19 protein-coding genes are annotated in these 15,296 nt (G+C 61.9%); 14 read left to right on the top strand and 5 right to left on the bottom strand.

What is annotated here, in order from left to right; genetic code table 11:
• Positions 1-534: 534 nt before the first annotated feature.
• Complete coding sequence (locus FLM9_RS07010; protein WP_074457896.1) at positions 535-921, bottom strand: hypothetical protein; 387 nt, start codon at positions 919-921, stop codon at positions 535-537.
• Positions 922-1,014: 93 nt separating this feature from the next.
• Between FLM9_RS07010 and FLM9_RS07005 the strand changes: the two genes are divergently transcribed.
• The 7 genes from FLM9_RS07005 (at position 1,015) to FLM9_RS06975 (ending at position 5,766) form a co-directional block, all read left to right on the top strand.
• Positions 1,015-1,545, top strand: a complete 531-nt coding sequence (locus FLM9_RS07005) for a phycobiliprotein lyase (protein ID WP_074457902.1) — start codon at positions 1,015-1,017, stop codon at positions 1,543-1,545.
• Between the two features lie 34 nt (positions 1,546-1,579).
• The gene (locus tag FLM9_RS07000; protein WP_074457895.1) at positions 1,580-2,191 is read left to right on the top strand and encodes a chromophore lyase CpcT/CpeT; all 612 of its coding nucleotides are present in this window, start codon (positions 1,580-1,582) and stop codon (positions 2,189-2,191) included.
• 290 nt (positions 2,192-2,481) lie between these two features.
• Positions 2,482-3,000, top strand: coding sequence for a C-phycocyanin subunit beta (cpcB, locus tag FLM9_RS06995; RefSeq protein WP_074457894.1), 519 nt, complete (start codon positions 2,482-2,484; stop codon positions 2,998-3,000).
• 53 nt (positions 3,001-3,053) lie between these two features.
• Positions 3,054-3,542 (top strand): C-phycocyanin subunit alpha, encoded by a 489-nt coding sequence (gene cpcA, locus FLM9_RS06990; RefSeq protein WP_074457893.1) that lies wholly within the window; start codon positions 3,054-3,056, stop codon positions 3,540-3,542.
• A gap of 75 nt (positions 3,543-3,617) precedes the next feature.
• Positions 3,618-4,475 carry a HEAT repeat domain-containing protein gene (locus FLM9_RS06985; protein ID WP_074457892.1) on the top strand — a complete coding sequence of 286 codons (858 nt, stop codon included), beginning with the start codon at positions 3,618-3,620 and terminating at the stop codon, positions 4,473-4,475.
• A 16-nt stretch (positions 4,476-4,491) separates the two neighbouring features.
• Positions 4,492-5,169 carry a C-phycocyanin alpha-cysteine-84 phycocyanobilin lyase subunit CpcF gene (cpcF, locus tag FLM9_RS06980; RefSeq protein ID WP_074457891.1) on the top strand — a complete coding sequence of 226 codons (678 nt, stop codon included), beginning with the start codon at positions 4,492-4,494 and terminating at the stop codon, positions 5,167-5,169.
• A gap of 9 nt (positions 5,170-5,178) precedes the next feature.
• Entirely contained in the window at positions 5,179-5,766 is a 588-nt protein-coding gene (locus tag FLM9_RS06975) for a chromophore lyase CpcT/CpeT (protein ID WP_074457901.1), read from the top strand.
• Positions 5,767-5,781: 15 nt separating this feature from the next.
• Here FLM9_RS06975 and FLM9_RS06970 read toward each other — a convergent pair whose 3' ends face one another.
• Positions 5,782-7,362 carry a bifunctional pantoate--beta-alanine ligase/(d)CMP kinase gene (locus tag FLM9_RS06970; RefSeq protein WP_257243051.1) on the bottom strand — a complete coding sequence of 527 codons (1,581 nt, stop codon included), beginning with the start codon at positions 7,360-7,362 and terminating at the stop codon, positions 5,782-5,784.
• A 68-nt stretch (positions 7,363-7,430) separates the two neighbouring features.
• Between FLM9_RS06970 and purM the strand changes: the two genes are divergently transcribed.
• Both purM and FLM9_RS06960 read left to right on the top strand, forming a co-directional pair.
• Positions 7,431-8,486: a phosphoribosylformylglycinamidine cyclo-ligase gene (gene purM, locus FLM9_RS06965; protein WP_074457899.1), complete on the top strand. Its 1,056-nt coding sequence runs from the start codon at positions 7,431-7,433 to the stop codon at positions 8,484-8,486.
• Positions 8,487-8,528: 42 nt separating this feature from the next.
• Positions 8,529-9,128, top strand: a complete 600-nt coding sequence (locus tag FLM9_RS06960; protein WP_074457890.1) for a DUF8655 family protein — start codon at positions 8,529-8,531, stop codon at positions 9,126-9,128.
• On the opposite strand, the gene FLM9_RS06955 is transcribed toward FLM9_RS06960, so the two are convergent.
• Both FLM9_RS06955 and FLM9_RS06950 read right to left on the bottom strand, forming a co-directional pair.
• Positions 9,129-9,359: a hypothetical protein gene (locus FLM9_RS06955; RefSeq protein WP_074457889.1), complete on the bottom strand. Its 231-nt coding sequence runs from the start codon at positions 9,357-9,359 to the stop codon at positions 9,129-9,131.
• A 103-nt stretch (positions 9,360-9,462) separates the two neighbouring features.
• Entirely contained in the window at positions 9,463-10,560 is a 1,098-nt protein-coding gene (locus FLM9_RS06950) for an NAD(P)/FAD-dependent oxidoreductase (protein ID WP_081340268.1), read from the bottom strand.
• A 142-nt stretch (positions 10,561-10,702) separates the two neighbouring features.
• Here FLM9_RS06950 and FLM9_RS06945 point away from each other — a divergent pair, with 142 nt between their 5' ends.
• Both FLM9_RS06945 and FLM9_RS06940 read left to right on the top strand, forming a co-directional pair.
• On the top strand, positions 10,703-11,041 hold the full coding sequence (locus FLM9_RS06945) for a hypothetical protein (protein WP_143324646.1): 339 nt from the start codon (positions 10,703-10,705) through the stop codon (positions 11,039-11,041).
• Between the two features lie 11 nt (positions 11,042-11,052).
• Complete coding sequence (locus tag FLM9_RS06940) at positions 11,053-12,489, top strand: NADP-dependent isocitrate dehydrogenase (RefSeq protein ID WP_074457887.1); 1,437 nt, start codon at positions 11,053-11,055, stop codon at positions 12,487-12,489.
• Here FLM9_RS06940 and FLM9_RS06935 read toward each other — a convergent pair.
• Entirely contained in the window at positions 12,464-13,354 is an 891-nt protein-coding gene (locus FLM9_RS06935) for an undecaprenyl-diphosphate phosphatase (protein ID WP_074457897.1), read from the bottom strand. The two genes, FLM9_RS06940 and FLM9_RS06935, sit on opposite strands and share 26 nt — an antisense overlap.
• Positions 13,355-13,444: 90 nt before the next feature.
• Between FLM9_RS06935 and FLM9_RS08595 the strand changes: the two genes are divergently transcribed.
• From FLM9_RS08595 to FLM9_RS08585, 3 genes are all read left to right on the top strand, one after another.
• Entirely contained in the window at positions 13,445-13,777 is a 333-nt protein-coding gene (locus tag FLM9_RS08595) for a hypothetical protein (protein ID WP_257243050.1), read from the top strand.
• Between the two features lie 9 nt (positions 13,778-13,786).
• Positions 13,787-14,455 carry a DNA-methyltransferase gene (locus FLM9_RS08590; protein WP_257243049.1) on the top strand — a complete coding sequence of 223 codons (669 nt, stop codon included), beginning with the start codon at positions 13,787-13,789 and terminating at the stop codon, positions 14,453-14,455.
• A gap of 334 nt (positions 14,456-14,789) precedes the next feature.
• Positions 14,790-15,161, top strand: a complete 372-nt coding sequence (locus tag FLM9_RS08585) for a hypothetical protein (RefSeq protein WP_257243048.1) — start codon at positions 14,790-14,792, stop codon at positions 15,159-15,161.
• Positions 15,162-15,296 lie beyond the last annotated feature (135 nt).

Here is a 15,296-nt window from a genome sequence, read left to right as displayed (position 1 = left end):
CTCCCCACGTCACCCCTGTCACGTTCCCAAGGAACTGAACCAATCGGAACCATTGATCGAGCTCTCACCGAGGACAGGCCTTAATCTAACGGATATTTTGGTCCTGTGCAACACGAATTCCGGATCAGGGGACCAGGACCAGCCGCCTTTTTCCCAGCTTAACACGGCTCCTGGCCCCTGTCAACCCTTGCCGCAACTGGCTTTTGGTGGTGGCTTCCCCTGATCCAGAACTGGGGTAATGGTAAAATCCATAACGAGAGGGCCTTCCGTTTATGTGGTGCAGGTGCATACTGAACCAGGTCAGGCCTGATTTGGGAACCTCCCCCCAACCCCACCCCAAGGTCTGGACAGCCTGAACAACAGACCGCAGCAGGGCTCCTTCCCTGCCAAACTCAAGGCCCAGCTGGGTTGTGGGGCCACTGCCGCCGTGGGTGGCGGCATCATCATTGGTGTGCTTGCTGTCCCCGCCACCTGTGAACGGCCCTCCAGCCGCTCCCCCTACTTATCATCACCCCCAGACGCCGCAACGGGGTCTTATCCGTCATGTAGTTGGGTGCTGGCGGTGCGGCAAAGGCTGTAGCTCAACTCCAGCCGCCCGAGACCCTTGAGGGGCTCGTTGAAGTCCAGGGAGTGGAGCAGCACTGTGCGAGCCGTAGGGTCCAAGACCCGCAAACTCACCCGCATCCAGTTGTTGCCGAGATCAATGGGGTGCAGGTGGATGGCGGTGGCGTCCTCGGGCTGCTCCCGCCAAAGCTGGGCGGCGGTCTGGGCCAGCAGCCGCAACATGCCCCGCACCTGTTGGAAGTGCTCCAGGGTGGAGGTTTTCTGCATCAGGGTGTTGTCGATGAGCTCCGGATGGAGTGGGTAGCCCTTGCGCAAGGCCTCGGTCCGATCATCACTCGCCTGGCCACCACGACCCAAGGCCAGGGTGAATGGTTGAGGCCGATCAGGACATGGGTCTTGCCGCCGCCGTAGCTGGTCCAGCCCCAGAATGGGAAGTCCCCGGGCTTGGCCATGGTTTCTCCCATCGAGCACTTTGTGAACCGTTCACTGGGTACCTGGACGGCCCAGCGCAGTGGCCACAACCTGGCCTTTCGTCACGTGGAAGAGGTGGAGTCCGAGATTCGGATTGCGCCCATGGACCCGGAGGATCCCCAGTTGACGGAGCTTCTGGCCAGCAACCAGGTGGCGTCCAGCGCCATGTGCTGCCCCTTCTCGGTCACGTGGCAGGGCACCTCCGATTGGGACGAGAACGCCACCAGCGACGGGAGTTGCCTCCTGGTGCCCGTACCCGAGAGCGATACCACCGGCCGCCTGCTCCGCAGCCAGGGTTATACCGAGACCATCCCTGCTGTTGGCCACTACCGCTTTAGTGATGATGGCACCTTTGTACTGGTCACCCCCTATGAGCGGGCCAGTGCGGAAGAGCGGGTATGGTTCGCCACGGATGACCTGCGGTTGCGGGTCGCGCTGATGCGCACCTCCTCCGGCCGCGGTGTGCTGCAGGCCTCCTTCTCCTCGGAGATCCGCCAGCGGTCCACCTGAGACCAGGACTGGCGCCACACCACCACTACTGATCATGGATGATGCCTGCTTCCTGCGTTTCTGCCGCCTTCTGGCCGGCCGCTTCACCAACCAGGATCAGGCAGTGGCCGATCCCGTGCATTTTGCCCATATCCACGTGGCTTTCCACCCGCTGGAGGGTGGATCCTTTGGTCCGCTCTGGTATTACTCCGAGCAGGCCTATGACCATGACCTCTGGTCCCCCTACCGCCAGGGTGTCCATTGCCTGGTGCGGCAGGAGGGGTTGGTGCGGGTGGAAAACTACAGCCTGGAGGATCCCGTGGCGGCGGCGGGCGCCACTCGGAATGCAACCATCCGCGCCACCATCAAACCGGAGCAGCTTAAGCCGCGTCCGGGCTGCGCCATGGAGTTTCGTGGTGCGGCAACAGGGGGCTTCACGGGCTGTGTGGAACCCGGTTGCCGCTGTCTGATTCCCCGGGATGGCCAACTCACCTATCTGGTGAGCGAGGTGGAGATGGATGAAGAGCGGTGGATCAGCCGTGATCGGGGGTTTGACCCCCAGACCCACGAGCAGCTTTGGGGATCAGAGCATGGGGCCCTGCGCTTCCGCCGCACCGAGCGCTACGATCAGGGGGTTGGACCCCATTGGCTCCGGACGACCACGTAAGGAGTCGGTTCCTTGAGAAAGAAAAAAATAGGGCTTGCAGTATCCATTCGCACACAGGATATCCGATTGTAAAGCTTAGCCGGGCAAAGGTCTGTCCCCCCTGAGACTATTGAGCGTCCATTATGGGCAGCCCCAATGCGGTCAGTGAGAGAAGGTCTCAGCGTGCTGAGTGTGCTTTCTTGATGAGCTGAAGTGCTCTTGGGTGCTGACCAGGTCAGGCAGACGCCTTGTCTGCCTAACATTTGCCAAACATTCTTCGACCCCTCGTCGAGATCAGGAGCCTTTCTTCAATGTTTGACGCCTTCACCAAGGTTGTTGCCCAGGCTGATGCCCGGGGTGAGTTCATCAGCGCTGGTCAACTTAACGGCCTCTCTGCCGTTGTTGCCGACAGCAACAAGCGGATGGATGCGGTCAACCGCATCACGTCCAACTCTTCCAGCATCGTGGCCAGCGCTGCCCGCAGCCTTTTCGCCGAGCAGCCTTCTCTGACCGCCCCCGGTGGCAATGCCTACACCAGCCGCCGCATGGCCGCCTGCCTGCGGGATATGGAAATTATCCTCCGCTACGTCACCTATGCCGTCTTCACCGGTGATGCCAGCGTTCTGGAGGACCGTTGCCTGAACGGTCTGCGGGAGACGTACCTGGCCCTGGGAGTGCCTGGTGCTTCTGTTGCAGCCTCTGTCCGCAAGATGAAGGACACTGCCGTCTCCATCGTCAACGACCGCACCGGTATCACCTCTGGTGACTGCACCTCCCTCGTTGCAGAAATCGGTCTCTACTTCGACCGCGCCGCCGCTGCCGTGGCCTGAGCCAGGCCCCAGCTTCACGCGCTCAACTCTCTTAAGCACTAGTACCGTTTTCCATGAAAACCCCCCTCACCGAATCCGTCGCCGCTGCCGATTCCCAGGCCCGCTTCCTCTCCAACAGCGAGTTGCTGTCTGGCTTGGGCCGCTTTGGCCATGCCGCCGACTGCCTCGCCGCCGCCAAAGCGCTTACCGCCAAGGCCGACAGCTTGGTGAACGGCGCCACCCAGGCCGTCTACAACAAGTTCCCCTATACCACCCAGATGCAGGGGAGCCAGTATGCCTCCACCCCGGAAGGCAAGGCCAAGTGCGCCCGTGACGTGGGCTACTACCTGCGCATGGTCACCTACTGCCTGGTGGCTGGCGGCACCGGCCCGATGGACGACTACCTGATTGCCGGCCTTGAGGAGATTAACCGCACCTTCGAGTTGTCTCCCTCCTGGTACGTGGAAGCCCTGAAGTACATCAAGGCCAACCACGGCCTCAGTGGCAACTCTGCCACCGAGGCCAACACCTACATCGACTACGCCATCAACGCCCTCGTCTGAACTCAACCTGCCTGGGTTCAGCGTCCGGCTGAATGTCAGAATGGAACCCTCTGTGGGCTCCTTTTCTGCTGTTGCATGTCGCAAGGGACACCCCTGAATGAGGCCCAGGCCCTGGACTGGTTGCGCCAGTTGAAGGATTCGGGTCAGCGCTACTACGCCGCCTGGTGGCTGGGACGAATGCGCTCCAACCACCCGGAGGCGGTGCCCCTGTTGATTCAGGCCCTGGCGGAACGTGGTCCTCGTCCGGATCCCGTAAGCGGCATTGACGAGCCCAATCCCATTGCCCGCAACGCGGCCCGCGCCCTGGGCAAGCTGGCCGATGACCGGGCTGTTGCTCCCCTGTTGGAGGCCTTGGAGTCCTCCGATGATGGGTTACGGGAAGCGGCGGCACGATCCCTGGGCCAACTGGGCGCCCTGAAAGCGCGGCAGCCCATGCTGCGGCGCTTGGCGCCGGGACCACTGGTGGCAGGGGCCCCCCGCCCGGGCAGCAGCCGCCTGATGGAACCCTGTGAGGCACTTCTGGAGGCCCTGGGCGCCCTGGGTTGGCAGGAGGAGGATGGGTCTGGCACCATCACGGACCATGAACCGCTGCTGGCGGTGGTGCGGGCTTATGGGGACCATGAACGCCCGCTGATCCGCTCTGCCGCCTATCGCAGCTTGCTGCAACTCACCCGGGAGAATTGCTGGGGTGAGCAACTGGTCAACCTGCTGCTGCACAACGAACTCCAGGTGCGTCGTGCGGCCTTGCTGGACTTGGGCGTCACCGGCTGGCGGCCAGCGGGCAGCGCCATTGCCCGAACCTTGGCGGAGAACAGCCTGAAACTCATTGCCTTGCGGGGCCTAGTCGAGAACAGCCCGGCGCGGAACCAGGCCAGCCTCTCTCCCTCAGCGGCGGAGGTGGAGTTGCTGGTTGCCATGGACGATCTTCTCTAATCCGCTACCCCGCCCCATGTCCTCCACGCCCCCAGATTCCCGGCAGGTGCAAGCCCTCGTGGATGCCGTGCAGGCCGCCCAGACCGCCGATGACCTCACCGGTGCCGTAGAAGACCTCTCCGCCTGTGCCCATCCCATGGCCATCCCCTGTCTGATCCAGGTGTTGGGCTTTAACAACCCCGGGGCGGCGGTGGCGGCGGTGGATGGCCTGGTGGCCATTGGCACCACTGCGGTGCCGGCCATCCTCGCCAATCTGGATGAGTACAACTACGGCGCCAGGGCCTGGAGTGTGCGGGCGTTGGCGGGGATTGGAGATCTGCGGGGTCTCCCCTTGCTGGAGCGGGCCCTGGCACAGGATATTGGCCCCAGTGTGCGCCGGGCTGCGGCCCGGGGCATGGGTGGCCTCCAACCCCATGGCTTCACTGCCCAGCAGCGGCAGGAACTGGCGGAGCGGATTTTGCCCCAGCTCAAGGCCGCCTGCGCAGATGAAGAGTGGATCGTGCGCTATGCCGTTGCCGTGGGGCTGGAGGGCATGGACCATTGGTGGCAACCCCCTGCTGCCCAGCGACAGCGCCTGCTGGACACCCTGCAGCCGTTGGCTGATCCCCGTCAAGAAGTGGCGCCGGTGGTGTGGCTGCGGGCCCGGTTGGCCCTCCACCGTCTGACAACCGCCGCCCCTGTGACCCGTGCTTGATTGCCTGCCATGGTCTTGATCGCCCGCCGTCTGCTGGAGCAACTCAGCGGCGTCTTTTCCAACGAAGCCCAGGCGGTGGCCAATCCACCCCTGTTTGCCTCCATCCAGGTGGTGTTCCGCCCCACACCCCAGTTGCCCCCCGGTTCCCTGCTGCTGGAGCAGGCCTATGCCCTGGATCCGAGCCAGCCCTACCGCATCCGGGTGCTGCGGGTGCGCCATCACCGGGAGCAGGGCTTGATCATTGAAAATTGGGCCCTCCACCATGGAGAGCGCTTTTACGGCGCCACCATGGACCCGGAGCGCCTGGTGCAGGTCCAGCAGGAGGATTTGACCCTGCTGCAGGGCTGCACCTACCTGGTGGAGACGGCAGGGGACGGGTTCCGGGGTGAGGTGGAGCCTGGCTGCAACTGCCGTGTACAGCGCGCCGGCCGGGACACCTATCTGGTGAGTCGTTTCCAGGTGGGGGAGGGCTGGCTGCGCACCACGGATCAAGGCTTTGATCCCCAAACCCATGACCATGTCTGGGGTGGCGTCGCCGGTGCATTTGAATTTGAACGCACCGGCAGCTTTGCGGCGGAATTGCCTGAGTTCTGGTAATCCAGGCGTTGGGCATCAAGCTACTGGTTCAGTGTTGGCCCATGGCTCAGCTCCCCGGGGCACCCGCTGGTGGAACAGTTCTTCCAGATCATCCACCACCTGCTCAACAGTGATCCCATCGGTGGCCACCACCACCCCGTCCTCCGCCTGGCGCAGCGGCGCTTCCGTGCGGGTGCGGTCCAGGTGGTCCCGCTCGGCAATCTGGGCCTCCAGCGTGGCCAGTGGTGGTGGCGTCTGACCCCGCTGGGTCATGTCGGCAGCCCGGCGCCGCGCCCGCTCTGCCGCAGTGGCGGTGAGATACACCTTCAGTTCCGCATTGGGGAAGACGGCAGTGCCCATATCCCGCCCTTCGCTCACCAGTCCGCCCTGCTGGCCAAACGCCCGCTGTTGCCGGGTGAGCACCTGGCGCACCTGGGGCAGGGCCGCCACCCGGGGAACGGTGGCGGTGACCCGGGGAAGACGAATGGCGTCACTCACATCCACCCCGTTGATGCAGATCACCTGCTGCCCATGGTCTCCCCAGGCGAGCCGCAACTCCATGGTCTCCAAAAGCTGTTGCAGGGCTGCATCGGAGCGGATGGGCTGCCGGTTCTCCAGCATGAGCCAGGCGACGGCGCGATACATGGCGCCGGTGTCCAGATGGAGCAGGCCCAGCCGTGCCGCCAGGAGACGGGTCACCGTGCTTTTGCCCGTTCCCGCCGGGCCGTCAATGGCGATGATGGGCTGGCGGCTCAGCAGGAAGCGGTGATCCAACAGGCGGACTGGACCCACGTGGACCGCCACCCCCAGCAGGGCCACCCCATCCAGGTGCGGGCAGGGCTGCAAGGTGAGGGGATGCACCAGTTGGGCGTAGTCCACCCGCAGTTCGGTGGCGTCCAGGCGAGCCCGCACAAGCTGCTCCAGGACGGCGCTGCGGCGCTCCCCGGCCTGCACCGCGGCCTCTGCGTCCCCCAGAGCCTGGGGCAACAGGGCAGCCTGCCGCCGCTGGGACGGGCTGAGGCGGCTGTTTCTTGAGCTGCAGGGAAGACCGTCCCCTTCCCGCACCACCGGCACCGGCAACAGACGGCAGCGCTTCTCGCACAACGCAGGCAGGCACTGGCGCAGCACAGTGAGTTGTTGCCAGTCCTTTTCCCCCATTACCACCAGGGCGGGCTGTACCCGCTCCAGGAGCCGCGCCATCACCATGAGCACCCCCTCAAAATGGCCTGGCCGCCAGGGACCACAGAGGGTCTGGATCAGGGAAGGCTTGATTGGCGGCCCGCTGCCGGCGTGGCTACGGTCCGGGTTGGCGTCCCCATAGATGTGCTCCACCGTGGGGAACCAGACGGCGTCGGTGTCGGCAGCCTGTTGAATGTCCCTGTCAGGGTGTCTCGGGTAGGTGGTGAAATCCTCTCCCGCTGCAAATTGGGTGGGGTTGACGAACACACTCACCAGGACCCGCCCCCCTGCGCCACGGGCAGCGCGGATGAGTTGCTGATGGCCGCGATGCAGTCCACCCATGGTGGGGACAAAATGGATGGGGCCACCGGCAGCGGCCAGCCATTGGTCCAACTCGCTGTTACTGCGCAGGATCACCATGGCCCCCTTGGTCGGCATGTCAACGTTCCCCAGCACGGCATGGCCATTCATCGTCTCATCAACCCAAGACTTTGCCAGGCTTCACCATGGACTATCGCAGCGCAGGTGTGGACATTGAAGAGGGCAACGCCTTTGTTGCCCGGATCCGCACCATGGCAGCCAGCACACGCCGTCCTGAAGTGGTGGGCAGCCTGGGGGGATTTGGGGGACTCTGCCGCGTACCCGCCGGCCTGCAACAGCCCCTGCTGGTGTCAGGAGCCGACGGGGTGGGCACCAAACTGGCCCTGGCGCAGGACTGGGGCTGCCACCGGCAGGTGGGGGTGGACCTGGTGGCCATGAGCGTGAATGACGTGATCACCAGCGGTGCCGATCCCCTGTTCTTCCTGGACTACATCGCCAGCGGTCGCTTGATGAGTGATCCGTTGGTGGCGGCTGTGGACGGCATGGCCTGGGCCTGCCGCATCAGCGGCTGCGCCCTGCTGGGGGGAGAAACCGCAGAAATGCCCGGCTTTTATGAAGACGGCCGCTACGACCTGGCCGGCTTTTGCGTGGGGGTGGTGGATGCCCCGGCCCTGGTGGACGGACGCCACATCCAACCTGGGGATCAGGTGATCGCCGTGGCCAGTTCAGGTCCCCACAGCAACGGCTTTAGCCTGATTCGACGGGTGTTGGACCACACCGGTGTGGATCCCCATGCCCTGTGTCCAGAGCCGGGGTGCAACAGGAGTCTGGCGCAGCAACTCATGGAGCCCACCCGTCTGTATGCCCCGCTGGTGCGGCAGTTGCGCCGGCAGGCCGTTCCCCTTCACGGGATGGTGCATATTACCGGTGGCGGCTTGCCAGGGAACCTGCCCCGTTGTCTTCCCGAAGACGCCGACCTGCACGTGGCGCTTGATGCAGACAGCTGGTCAATTCCACCCTTGTTCCACTGGTTGCAGCAGGAGGGGCAGATTCCCGAGGCCGACCTGTGGAGCACCTTCAATCTGGGCATTGGCTTTTGCCTGGTGGTGCCCCCTGACAGGGTAGAAGACACCCTGGTCTGCTGCCGGAATTGTGGTGAACGGTCCTGGTGCCTTGGGGAAGTCCTGGCGGGTCAGGGACCGGTAGAAGGACTGCCAAAGCCACCCCATGTGGCAAACTAAGGCCGTGAACAGCGTTCATACATTCTCTAACTCCGCTTAACCGTGACTTCCAGTTTCCCCTCCAATCGCATCACCCGCCGTCGCAGTTCCGCCAGCCCCAGCCTCCAGTCTCCCAATCGCCCCCAGCCACGTCCCCCACTGCGCAGCGTCGCCCCGCCCTCCCGGGCCCCCTTCCTCACCCTGAACGACCACGGCAGGGTGTACGTGGCCGATCTCCCCAAGCTGAGTGATGGTCAACTGGCCAACCTGGCGAGGGAAGCCAGCGAGGTGTTCGCCAGTTTGGAGCAGCGCATTTCCCAGCTTGAGGCTGACCTGGACACCACGCCACGGGATGCGGTCATCCGTGCCTGCACCAAGCGGGACGTGACAGCGCGGTTCATGAAGGTCATTGAAGAGGAGCAGAACAACCGTCGCAGCAACCCCCAGTTGATGGCCGCTGCTGGTGAGTCCCTCTCCCGCGCCTTCATGGAAGTGGCCCGCCACCGGCTCCCAGGGAAGATGTTCAACTCCTTGCTGCAAGAGGCAGTGGCCCTCGTGAATCAGCAGGAGCAAGGACGGCACCGCAGACCCATGACGGAGCGCCTGCCCGTGATGGTGTCCGACCTGTCGGATACCGGAGCACCCAACCCGCTCACGCCCTGATCATGCCCCGAGAAGACCTATGTCCTCAAGAAAAGGCGTCAGCCAGCCGGGGACACCGTCACGTTTCCAGCGCCACCAGCGCCCTTGCCCCAGATACACGTCTTCCCCTGTGAGGTAGGCCTTGGCCAACTCGGCTGCGGGGAGTTTAGCAAGGGTGTCGCCCCGACTGGCGCGCCGTAGCCTCCGTGAGGCCAGGTGACAAGGTGGCGTTTGTCTTGGCGACGGCGACATGCAGAGATCCCCCACTCTAGAAGATGGCATCCTTGAAGCTAACGACTGACTTCAAAACTGCAAGGGCTCCCAAACGCAGGGCCACAGGGAAGCGCCATGATTGTCAGGGGGCGTCTGGCGCCGGAAAGCCCAGTTGCCGGCCGGTCCAGGCGGCCGTGACTGGCGCCAGAAGGATGCCGTTGCGGTAGTGGCCACTGGTGAGCAACACACCAGAGGCCAGGGTGGCCAACAGCGGCGCCGGGCGACCCATGGGCCGGGCCCGCACCCCCTGCCAGCGGCCCAGCACCTGGGCCTGCCGCAGCCACGGTGGAGCTGCGCCATCCAGCCCCAGCATCTGGTCAAAGCATTGGCCCTGACCCTGGTCACCGGGCTCCACGGTTGCCCCGATCCACAACCGCTGGCCCTGGAGGCGAGGGATCAGGTGGACTCCGCGCCACACCACAGGTCCCGGCAAGCCCTGTGGCGGCAGCATGGGACAGTGGAGTTCAGCTGCCTGTCCCAGCACCGGCGTCATGGGCCAGTTCAAGCGGATGGCCGGATCCAGAGCCGCCAGCAGCCGACCGGTACCCAACCCTGTGCAGAGCACCACGGCTGAAGCCAGGAGGGTTGTGGGGCAGTCGGGATCGCTGGCTTGCAACTGAAGGCGCCAGTTCTTGCCTTCAGGTTGGAGGCCTATCACCTGGGCGGACTGGCGCTGGACACCCAGCTGCTCGCCGGCCCCAGCCAGGGCTGCCAGCAGTGGGGCAGGATCCAGTTGTCCATCCTGGGGAGACCAGAGGCCACCCTGCAGGTTGCTGGATGCCAGGGCGGGCCAGCGGTTGAGGAGTTCGTCACGGGTGCGCCACGCCAGAGGGACACCTTCCCCCAAGCGCTGGTGCGCCAGCGCTTGGAGCCACTCCACCTCGTCCGCCTGATGGCAGAGCACCGTGAGCCCCCATTGCTGGGGGACGGGTCCCAGCAACGGCAACCACTGGCGCCACAGGGCAAGGGAGGCGCGCCGCAATCGCCAGCTTCGGCCACGGAGGCGCCGGCTGCAATGGCCCATCAGCACCCCCAAGGACGCCAGGCTGGCGGGCCGCTCCAAGCCGGTGTGGGGAGCAAGCCACACCACCTGGGCGCCGCAGCGGGCCAGCCACCAGGCCGTGACACTGCCCACGCTTCCGGCCCCCACCACGGCAATCACGTCAGGACGTATCGGCATGGGCTAGAACCAACCATTCCCTGGTGTGGTCCAGGAAGGGAGAGCAGGTGTACCTTGAACGAGGCCACGCAACACGTCCATGAGGCTGCATTGCTCCCGCGCTGTCGTCACGCTCCTCCGTCTCATGGCGCCAGTGGTCGTCATGGCATTCATGCTCTTGCCTCTCCTGGCCACCCCCGGTGCTGCCTATGCCTATGTTGACGTCGGCATTGACATCGAGGAGGAAGTCATGCAGGAGGTCATTGACCCCTGCTTTCTCGCTGTTGTTCGCAAAAACAAGCGCACCAACCCAGATCTGTATGCAGACATGGACGACAATGATCTTCTTAACATGATGAAAGCGCTGAGCCCGGAGGATTCCCTAGCCATGGCTTCCGACTTTGCAGCCTCACTGGACCTGCAGAGCATGACCCGCAAGGAACGTTTCAAGGTGTATGCGTTGGGCAGGGACATGTGCGTCTCCAAAGCCTCAGTTGACTGAATCGAATCACCATGCCAGCCTTCACTAGGCTCAGCCCGCCCTCCCAGGGGACCGCCATACGTTTCGAGGGGGGGCACCCTGTTGTTCCCGATGAACCCGTCATTCCCTTCATTCGTGGGGACGGCACCGGCGTGGACATCTGGCCTGCCACCCGGCGGGTGTTGGACGCAGCCGTGCAGGCTGCCTACGGCGGCGGGCGTCGCATTCAGTGGTTCAAGATCTATGCCGGGGACGAGGCCTGTCAACGCTATGGCGATTTCCAATACCTGCCTGAAGACACCCTGACCGCCATCCGCCAGTACGGCATCGCCATTAAGGGACCCCTCACCACCCCGGTGGGGGGCGGCATCCGCTCCTTGAACGTGACGCTGCGGCAACTGTTTGACCTATACTGCTGTGTGCGACCCTGCCGGTATTACGCAGGCACCCCCAGCCCCCACAGACACCCGGAGGAGTTGGACGTGGTGGTCTATCGGGAAAACACGGAAGACATCTACATCGGTGTGGAGTGGGCCGCTGACGACCCCGTCGGCCAGGAACTGCTGCGCCACCTGAACGAGACAGTGATCCCCGCCAACGGCAAGCTGGGGAAGCGCCAGCTTCGCCCCGGCTCCGGCCTGGGCATCAAGCCGGTGAGCAAGATGGGCACCCAGCGCCATGTGCGCCGCGCCATCCGCCATGCCCTGGGACTGGAAGGCCGCAAACGCCATGTGACCCTGGTCCATAAGGGGAACATCATGAAGTTCACTGAGGGCGCCTTCCGGGATTGGGGCTACGAGTTGGCCACAACAGAGTTCCGCGCCGTGTGCGTCACGGAGCGGGAAAGCTGGGTGTTGGACAACCTGGCCAAGGATCCCCAACTGTCGGTGGAGAGCAATGCCCGCGCCATTGACCCCGGCTACGACAACCTCACCCCCGCCAAACAGGAAGTCATCTGTGAAGAGGTGGGGGCCATCCTGGACAGCATTAGCGAATCCCACGGTCAAGACCGTTGGCGCCGGATGGTGATGGTGGATGATCGCATTGCCGATAGTGTGTTTCAGCAACTGCAAACCAGGCCGGGGGAGTATTCCGTTCTGGCAACCCTCAACTTGAACGGGGACTACATCTCCGATGCCGCTGCGGCCATTGTGGGGGGACTGGGCATGGCACCCGGCGCCAACATCGGCGATGATGCCGCCATCTTCGAGGCCACCCACGGCACCGCCCCCAAGCACGCCGGCCTGGATCGCATCAATCCCGGCTCTCTGATCCTCAGTGGTCAGATGATGTTGGAATTCCTCGGCTGGCATGAAGCCGCGGCGCTGGTCAATCACGGCATTGGCCAGGCCATCGCCAACCGCTGCGTCACCTACGACCTGGCCCGCATGATGGACCCCCCGGTGGATCCCCCCCTGAAGTGTTCAGAGTTTGCCGACGCGATTATCCACCACTTCCCCCAACACTGACCGCCACCAGCAGCACGCCAAAGCCCAGGCGATAGACAACAAACACCCAGGTGCTGTGTTGCTGCAGAAACCGCAGCAGCCAGGCAATGGCCAGCCAGGAGGAGAGGGCAGCGCTCAGCACCCCCACCACCAGGGGCAGGACACCCCCCAGGCCGGGGCTGGTAAGGGACTCTTTCACTTCCGCCAGGCCCGCCATGGTGATGGCCGGAATCCCCAGCAAAAAGGAGAACCGTGCCGCTGCCGCCCGTTGCCAGCCCATGAGCAGCGCCGCCGTGAGGGTGCTGCCCGAGCGGGACACCCCCGGCACCAGGGCCAACATCTGCGCCAACCCCAGGAGCCACCCCGCCGTGACACTCACCTGACCAAGGCCATGACGGCGACGCCCTAGCCGCTCCGCCAAGGCCAGCAGCGCCGCCATCACGATGGACACCACACCGATCCCCGCCAGGCTGCGCAGCACCGATGCCCCGTAGGCCTCGTAGAAGAATAGCCGAACGGCAAGACCAGCCACAAGAATGGGCACGGTGCCTGCCACAATGGCCAGCCCCAGCTGCGCCTCCGGGGCGTTCAGATTTCCTTGCTGAAGCCCCTGTAGCAGCCCCAGGCCCAGTTGGCGCAAATCCTTCCGGAAATAGGCAAGTACGGCCCCGATGCTGCCAAGCTGCAACACCGCAGTGACCGCCACGCCAGGATCACCCCAGCCCAGCAACACTGGCACCGCCTTGAGATGGGCCGTGCTGCTGATGGGGAGAAACTCGGTGAAGCCCTGGACAATACCCAGCACCAGGGCGTGCCAGCACGCCAGTGCCAGCCCTGTGGCGCCATGATCTGTGAGGTTCAGGGCAGCCAGGTGGATGGGGGGCATGGGTGTATAAAGTTCATACTGAATCATGCATGACCAATGCTGGTCCATCCTTCCCGCCTTCAGCAGTCGGCGTGTCAAGAACTTCCATCCGTGCAGGGGGCGACGGCGCAAAACGGGCTTCAAGGCGAACGACCTGACAGGGGGCAAGTTGCTTGTGATCGATCAGGCGCGCCACAAAATCGAACGCTGACGTGTGCTCCGGAAGAGCTTCTTGCACTTTCCAGGTCCATTTTGCGCGTTGAAACAGCAGTTGATCTTCAGGACATAGACGGCCAGCTTGTCGGAGGCGACTTATTCGAAATAGCAGCTCGCCTTCCCACTCAGTTCATTGACCTGCTCATCCTTGATCCACCATATAATCTAACAAAAAACTACAATGGAAATTACTTCAGAAAACTGGATAAAGAATGTTACACATCTTGATTTGAGAGCGTGATAGAATTACTGATTCCAATGATGAAGCCTACAGCCACGCTCTATGTCTGTTCCGATTGGAAGACATCAGCCTTGGTATTGCCAGTTTTGGAGAAACGATTTTTGGTACAAAACAGAATCACTTGGGAACGGGAAAAAGAGAGAGGTGCAAGGCGAAATTGGAAGAACAATACGGAAGATATTTGGTTTTGTATCAATTCTGAGAATTATTACTTCGATGTAGATGCCGTAAAACTGAAGCGCAAAGTGTTAGCACCTTATCGCGTGAATGGAGACCCGAAGGATTGGAAGCGCGAGGGCGACGGAAATTTTCGTTTAACACATCCATCCAACATTTGGACAGATTTGACGGTACCATTCTGGTCAATGTCTGAAAACACTCCTCATCCTACACAAAAGCCAGAAAAGTTATTCGCAAAGTTAATTCTTGCGAGTTCCCGAAAAGGTGACTTTGTCTTTGACCCGTTCTTGGGGAGTGGCACATCTGCAGTGGTTGCGGAAAAACTTTGCAGACGTTGGTGTGGTATTGATATCAATATGGAATACCTCTGCTGGGCGAGAAAACGAATTTCTGCCGTACGATGGGATTCAGCCATCCAGGGATATAAAGATGGCGTATTCTGGGAGCGCAACTCTTCCCCTCAGCAAAAAGGGTATCCCAAGTGAAAAGATAGAAAAACCCTTCTCAAGGAGCAATTTTCGAATGAAGTCGAATTTCTACTACCAAGGTCATCACATGAAAGTGGCAACCAGAACCAAGGAGTACATCAACTCCTTGAATGATTTTCTTTCGCCACAAACAGCCCGTAGCCCAAGAGCCGTCGGAGATGCATTGGAGTTTTTGGTGGCCGACAGGTTCGAGGGCTTCCTGGGAGATTGGTGTAGCGAATATTCGAGAGAGTCTGCACGACGTGCCATGGCCGATATGGCGTTCACCGATGTGTAGGGAATCTACTCTGTGATAGACGTAAAGACCCATAGAGAGGGTACTAGCTTTAACATGCCCAATCTTATATCTGTCGAGCGGCTGGCACGGTTCTATGAATCAGATGCCAACGTCTTCTCTCTCGTCATGATTAAGTATTCGATTAAAGGAACTGATCTTGAAGTTGCAGATGTCTTGTTCACGCCAATTGAGTTTCTTGATTGGGAATGTTTGACTGTAGGCGCCCTTGGCTGGGGACAGATTCAGATTGCCAACTCGAATAACATTCGAACGCTAGAGCGAAATTCAAGAAAAGAGTGGATGTTACAGTTCTGTGATGTCATGATGGATTTCTATCCACGAGAGATTGGCAAGATTACAGAAAGAATCCACCGGTTCGAGAATGTCAGGGAGTATTGGGAGAAGCAACAGGATATTTGGATATAAAGCATCTTTGAAATTGCCGTTCTCTGAACAATGAGACTGTGATTGCATCAGGATGTAATACAGTGTATCCAAACCAGTAAAGGCACCTCTGAACAAGTGTCGAGGGTATTAGGATGTAGTGAGTGACTGGGATCT

The sequence above is a fragment of the Candidatus Synechococcus spongiarum genome, from assembly GCF_900047545.1.
In the GTDB taxonomy this organism is placed as follows: Bacteria; Cyanobacteriota; Cyanobacteriia; order PCC-6307; family Cyanobiaceae; genus Synechococcus_B; species Synechococcus_B spongiarum_C.
The sequence above is the reverse complement of the archived record's forward strand: the minus strand, read 5'-3'. Positions and strand labels throughout refer to the sequence as shown.

Bases quoted from the DNA above. Each gene is read 5' to 3' on its own strand.
- FLM9_RS06955 (WP_074457889.1), bottom strand. From the start codon at position 9,359: ATGTCGCCGTCGCCAAGACAAACGCCACCTTGTCACCTGGCCTCACGG.
- FLM9_RS06985 (WP_074457892.1), top strand. From the start codon at position 3,618: ATGTCGCAAGGGACACCCCTGAATGAGGCCCAGGCCCTGGACTGGTTG.
- cpcF (WP_074457891.1), top strand. From the start codon at position 4,492: ATGTCCTCCACGCCCCCAGATTCCCGGCAGGTGCAAGCCCTCGTGGAT.
- FLM9_RS07000 (WP_074457895.1), top strand. From the start codon at position 1,580: ATGGATGATGCCTGCTTCCTGCGTTTCTGCCGCCTTCTGGCCGGCCGC.
- FLM9_RS06935 (WP_074457897.1), bottom strand. From the start codon at position 13,354: ATGCCCCCCATCCACCTGGCTGCCCTGAACCTCACAGATCATGGCGCC.
- FLM9_RS06945 (WP_143324646.1), top strand. From the start codon at position 10,703: ATGGCATTCATGCTCTTGCCTCTCCTGGCCACCCCCGGTGCTGCCTAT.
- FLM9_RS06950 (WP_081340268.1), bottom strand. From the start codon at position 10,560: ATGCCGATACGTCCTGACGTGATTGCCGTGGTGGGGGCCGGAAGCGTG.
- FLM9_RS08585 (WP_257243048.1), top strand. From the start codon at position 14,790: ATGCCCAATCTTATATCTGTCGAGCGGCTGGCACGGTTCTATGAATCA.
- FLM9_RS06940 (WP_074457887.1), top strand. From the start codon at position 11,053: ATGCCAGCCTTCACTAGGCTCAGCCCGCCCTCCCAGGGGACCGCCATA.
- FLM9_RS07005 (WP_074457902.1), top strand. From the start codon at position 1,015: ATGGTTTCTCCCATCGAGCACTTTGTGAACCGTTCACTGGGTACCTGG.
- purM (WP_074457899.1), top strand. From the start codon at position 7,431: ATGGACTATCGCAGCGCAGGTGTGGACATTGAAGAGGGCAACGCCTTT.
- cpcB (WP_074457894.1), top strand. From the start codon at position 2,482: ATGTTTGACGCCTTCACCAAGGTTGTTGCCCAGGCTGATGCCCGGGGT.
- FLM9_RS06970 (WP_257243051.1), bottom strand. From the start codon at position 7,362: ATGCCGACCAAGGGGGCCATGGTGATCCTGCGCAGTAACAGCGAGTTG.
- cpcA (WP_074457893.1), top strand. From the start codon at position 3,054: ATGAAAACCCCCCTCACCGAATCCGTCGCCGCTGCCGATTCCCAGGCC.
- FLM9_RS06975 (WP_074457901.1), top strand. From the start codon at position 5,179: ATGGTCTTGATCGCCCGCCGTCTGCTGGAGCAACTCAGCGGCGTCTTT.